At 56.7% G+C, this 5,525-nt stretch carries 3 rRNA genes; all 3 read right to left on the reverse strand.

What is annotated here, in order from left to right:
* A 5S ribosomal RNA gene (rrf, locus tag VLA65_RS21845) occupies positions 1-97 on the reverse strand; the annotation flags it as partial.
* 182 nt (positions 98-279) lie between these two features.
* Positions 280-3,419: ribosomal RNA gene (locus VLA65_RS21850) — 23S ribosomal RNA — on the reverse strand.
* A 961-nt stretch (positions 3,420-4,380) separates the two neighbouring features.
* Positions 4,381-5,525: ribosomal RNA gene (locus tag VLA65_RS21855) — 16S ribosomal RNA — on the reverse strand; the annotation flags it as partial.

The raw sequence follows: 5,525 nt of genomic DNA on the forward strand, positions 1-5,525 counted from the left end.
CCCACACCCTCCCGGGTGCAGTACCATCGGCGCTGTGGGTCTTAGCTTCCGGGTTCGGAATGGGACCGGGCGTTTCCCCCACGCTATGACCGCCGTAACCCTGTTACCCGTCCCCGCGCACGGTGGGTGCGGGGTGGGAAGATACGTGGTTACAACTTGTCCGGACCCGGTGAAGGGTTCGGTGGTGTTGTTATTCAGTTGTTGGTTCCATGGAACACACCCGGTGGCGGGTTGTTGTTCGGGAACCACATAGTGGACGCAAGCAGTGATCGTGTTTGTGTGGTGTAAGTTGTCGGCCTATTAGTACCGGTCAGCTTCAACAGTCTTTAGTCCTGTCTTCCACATCCGGCCTATCAACCCAGTGGTCTGGCTGGGGGCCTCTCACACACGAGGTGTATGGAAATCTCATCTTGAAGCGAGCTTCCCGCTTAGATGCTTTCAGCGGTTATCCCATCCGAACGTAGCTAATCAGCGGTGCACTTGGCAGTACAACTGACACACCAGAGGTTCGTCCGTCCCGGTCCTCTCGTACTAAGGACAGCCCTTCTCAAATTTCCTGCGCGCGCAGCGGATAGGGACCGAACTGTCTCACGACGTTCTAAACCCAGCTCGCGTACCGCTTTAATGGGCGAACAGCCCAACCCTTGGGACCTACTCCAGCCCCAGGATGCGACGAGCCGACATCGAGGTGCCAAACCATGCCGTCGATATGGACTCTTGGGCAAGATCAGCCTGTTATCCCCGAGGTACCTTTTATCCGTTGAGCGACGGCCATTCCACAATGTACCGCCGGATCACTAGTCCCGACTTTCGTCCCTGCTTGAGATGTCTCTCTCACAGTCAAGCTCCCTTGTGCACTTACACTCGACACCTGATTGCCAACCAGGCTGAGGGAACCTTTGGGCGCCTCCGTTACTTTTTAGGAGGCAACCGCCCCAGTTAAACTACCCATCAGGCACTGTCCCTGACCCGGATCACGGGCCGAAGTTAGATGTCCAAAGTGACCAGAGTGGTATTTCAACGATGACTCCACCCCCACTGGCGTGAGGGCTTCAACGTCTCCCACCTATCCTACACAAGCCACTCCGAACACCAATACCAAACTATAGTAAAGGTCTCGGGGTCTTTCCGTCCTGCTGCGCGTAACGAGCATCTTTACTCGTACTGCAATTTCGCCGAGTTTATGGTTGAGACAGCGGGGAAGTCGTTACTCCATTCGTGCAGGTCGGAACTTACCCGACAAGGAATTTCGCTACCTTAGGATGGTTATAGTTACCACCGCCGTTTACTGGGGCTTAAATTCTCAGCTTCGCCTTGCGGCTAACCGGTCCTCTTAACCTTCCAGCACCGGGCAGGAGTCAGTCCGTATACATCGTCTTGCGACTTCGCACGGACCTGTGTTTTTAGTAAACAGTCGCTTCCCCCTGGTCTCTGCGGCCCCGATCCCCTCCCACCAGCAAGTGGTGTTCAAGGTTGGGGCCCCCCTTCTCCCGAAGTTACGGGGGCATTTTGCCGAGTTCCTTAACCATAATTCTCTCGATCGCCTTGGTATTCTCTACCTGATCACCTGTGTCGGTTTGGGGTACGGGCGGCTTGAACCTCGCGCCGATGCTTTTCTAGGCAGCATAGGATCACCGGATCCCCCCGGAACGGGGGTCCCATCAGATCTCAGGAACGTCATCAAAGACACAGCGACGGATTTGCCTATCGCTGACCCTACATCCTTAGACCGGGGCAACCATCGCCCGGCCCGGCTACCTTCCTGCGTCACACCTGTTAATACGCTTACCTCCCGGGATCAGGTCCCGCGCTCGGCCAAAACCCGCACACCACAAGGGTGATTGGGCAGGCTCCGGGCGGTTAGTATCCCCCGCTTGGCATGGGCGGTCCTTCGCCGGTACGGGAATATCAACCCGTTGTCCATCGACTACGCCTGTCGGCCTCGCCTTAGGTCCCGACTTACCCAGGGCAGATTAGCTTGACCCTGGAACCCTTGATCATTCGGCGGACGGGTTTCTCACCCGTCTTTCGCTACTCATGCCTGCATTCTCACTCGTGTAGGCTCCACCGCTGGTTTACACCGCGACTTCACCGCCCACACGACGCTCCCCTACCACTCCAGACGACTGAACCACGAAGGCTTGTCTACTATCTGAAATCCACAACTTCGGCGGTGTACTTGAGCCCCGCTACATTGTCGGCGCGGAATCACTTGACCAGTGAGCTATTACGCACTCTTTCAAGGATGGCTGCTTCTAAGCCAACCTCCTGGTTGTCTTCGCAACTCCACATCCTTTCCCACTTAGCACACGCTTAGGGGCCTTAGTTGGTGGTCTGGGCTGTTTCCCTCTCGACTATGAAGCTTATCCCCCACAGTCTCACTGCTGCGCTCTCACTTACCGGCATTCGGAGTTTGGCTGACGTCAGTAACCTTGTAGGGCCCATCGGCCATCCAGTAGCTCTACCTCCGGCAAGAAACACGCAACGCTGCACCTAAATGCATTTCGGGGAGAACCAGCTATCACGGAGTTTGATTGGCCTTTCACCCCTACCCACAGCTCATCCCCTCCATTTTCAACTGAAGTGGGTTCGGTCCTCCACGACGTCTTACCGTCGCTTCAACCTGGCCATGGGTAGATCACTCCGCTTCGGGTCTAGATCACGCCACTACACTCGCCCTGTTCAGACTCGCTTTCGCTACGGCTACCCCACACGGGTTAACCTCGCGACGTAACACTAACTCGCAGGCTCATTCTTCAAAAGGCACGCCGTCACCAGAATCAGACTGGCTCCGACGGATTGTAAGCACACGGTTTCAGGTACTGTTTCACTCCCCTCCCGGGGTACTTTTCACCTTTCCCTCACGGTACTGGTCCGCTATCGGTCATTAGGAAGTATTTAGGCTTATCAGGTGGTCCTGACAGATTCACACGGGATTTCTCGGGCCCCGTGCTACTTGGGATCCTCTCCAGGCGGCACACAACATTACGGTTACGGGGCTAACACCCTCTCCGGCCGGCCTTTCAAGACCGTTCACCTATGCCTGCACTCTCACCCCACCGGTCCGGCAGAACCAGTACGGAAAGTCCCACAACCCCGCCCATGCAACGCCCGCCGGCTATCACACATGGAACGGTTTAGCCTCATCCGCGTTCGCTCGCCACTACTAACGGAATCACTCTTGTTTTCTCTTCCTGCGGGTACTGAGATGTTTCACTTCCCCGCGTTCCCCCCACGCACCCTATGTGTTCAGATGCGGGTCACCAGATCACGCAAAAAGCGTCTGGCGGGGTTTCCCCATTCGGACATCCTGGGATCACCGTTCGGTTATCAACTCCCCCAGGCTTATCGCAGATTCCTACGTCCTTCTTCGGCTCCTAATGCCAAGGCATCCACCGTGTGCCCTTAAAAACTTGACCACACAAGATCAAAAAACTTCTCGAGAGAACCAAACCCCCGAAAGGGCCGGGTTCATAAAAAGAAATTGCTGTAAGACACACACACCCCACCACCCCACAAGAGGCAATGACCATGCGCGTGCCTAGATGCTCGCGTCCACTATGTAGTTCTCAAACAACAACCCCGTACCACACACCCCCCGCACCCCCGCCACCCCCNACCAAACCCCCGAAAGGGCCGGGTTCATAAAAAGAAATTGCTGTAAGACACACACACCCCACCACCCCACAAGAGGCAATGACCATGCGCGTGCCTAGATGCTCGCGTCCACTATGTAGTTCTCAAACAACAACCCCGTACCACACACCCCCCGCACCCCCGCCACCCCCAAAGGGACGACCGGGAACACACGACGAAATGCAGCCAGGAAACCAGAAACACACAAACCCGCCCGGAACCACGCAACCCACACAGGCCACGCACCCCCCGACGGCCCTGTTGCCTCAGGACCCAACAGTGTGCCAAACACGAAAACCGGACAACCCCCCACCCGCACCGTTCCACAACACCCCACCACAAAAATGACAGGACATCCGTACTGAACGCGGGNCAACAAAAGGAGAGGACGACCGGGAACACACGACGCAATGCAGCCAGGAAACCAGAAACACACAAACCCGCCCGGAACCACGCAACCCACACAGGCCACGCACCCCCGACGGCCCTGTTGCCTCAGGACCCAACAGTGTGCCAAACACGAAAACCGGACAACCCCCCACCCGCACCGTTCCACAACACCCCACCACAAAAATGACAGGACATCCGTACTGAATGCGGGAAAGAAACCACCCGGCCGCTATCTGCTGATATTCCACCCATGAGCACCCACCGCAGAACAGACGCCTGCGCAATGGGCTTTGCTTCCACACCCCCCCCCACCAACCATGCGGAAGGAAGAAGGGCGATAATGGTGCTCCTTAGAAAGGAGGTGATCCAGCCGCACCTTCCGGTACGGCTACCTTGTTACGACTTAGTCCCAATCGCCGGTCCCACCTTCGACGGCTCCCCCCACAAGGGTTAGGCCACCGGCTTCGGGTGTTACCAACTTTCGTGACTTGACGGGCGGTGTGTACAAGGCCCGGGAACGTATTCACCGCAGCGTTGCTGATCTGCGATTACTAGCGACTCCGACTTCATGGGGTCGAGTTGCAGACCCCAATCCGAACTGAGACCGGCTTTTTGGGATTAGCTCCACCTCACAGTATCGCAACCCTTTGTACCGGCCATTGTAGCATGCGTGAAGCCCAAGACATAAGGGGCATGATGATTTGACGTCGTCCCCACCTTCCTCCGAGTTGACCCCGGCAGTCTCCCATGAGTCCCCACCACTACGTGCTGGCAACATGGAACGAGGGTTGCGCTCGTTGCGGGACTTAACCCAACATCTCACGACACGAGCTGACGACAACCATGCACCACCTGTAAACCGACCGCAAGCGGGGCACCTGTTTCCAGGCGTTACCGGTTCATGTCAAGCCTTGGTAAGGTTCTTCGCGTTGCATCGAATTAATCCGCATGCTCCGCCGCTTGTGCGGGCCCCCGTCAATTCCTTTGAGTTTTAGCCTTGCGGCCGTACTCCCCAGGCGGGGCACTTAATGCGTTAGCTACGGCGCGGAAAACGTGGAATGTCCCCCACACCTAGTGCCCAACGTTTACGGCATGGACTACCAGGGTATCTAATCCTGTTCGCTCCCCATGCTTTCGCTCCTCAGCGTCAGTTAATGCCCAGAGACCTGCCTTCGCCATCGGTGTTCCTCCTGATATCTGCGCATTTCACCGCTACACCAGGAATTCCAGTCTCCCCTACATCACTCTAGTCTGCCCGTACCCACTGCAGAACCGGAGTTGAGCCCCGGTCTTTCACAGCAGACGCGACAAACCGCCTACGAGCTCTTTACGCCCAATAATTCCGGATAACGCTTGCGCCCTACGTATTACCGCGGCTGCTGGCACGTAGTTAGCCGGCGCTTCTTCTGCAGGTACCGTCACTTACGCTTCTTCCCTACTGAAAGAGGTTTACAACCCGAAGGCCGTCATCCCTCACGCGGCGTCGCTGCATCAGGCTT

The sequence above is a fragment of the Arthrobacter sp. S2(2024) genome, from assembly GCF_036662515.1.
In the GTDB taxonomy this organism is placed as follows: domain Bacteria; phylum Actinomycetota; class Actinomycetes; order Actinomycetales; family Micrococcaceae; genus Arthrobacter.